This is a genomic window from Erwinia sp. PME.40.26/001 (assembly GCF_055556675.1).
Map to the genome: position 1 here is coordinate 1 of NZ_JBVHNP010000343.1, position 248 is coordinate 248.

At 55.2% G+C, this 248-nt stretch carries 1 pseudogene; it reads right to left on the reverse strand.

Annotation, left to right across the window (positions count from 1 at the left end):
• Nucleotides 1–220 (reverse strand): annotated as a pseudogene (locus ACZ3HG_RS24465) (efflux RND transporter periplasmic adaptor subunit); the annotation flags it as partial.
• Nucleotides 221–248 lie beyond the last annotated feature (28 nt).

Here is a 248-nt window from a genome sequence, read left to right on the forward strand (position 1 = left end):
GTTCGGCGATGATGCCACTCATCGGCGCGATGAGTGTGATCCGAGCTTGCACCTTACCCAGTAATTCAACCTGATGAATCTGTTCATTACTCATACCCGCCAACCGCATCCGCTGTCTGGCCGCATCGAGCAGTGCATCCCTGTCATTGGTTTGCATCTGGCTGATGGTCAACCACTCTTCCTGGGCCGCCACCCATTCGGGCACATAGAGCTCGGCCAAGGCCTGACCTTTTTTGACAGGATCCCAT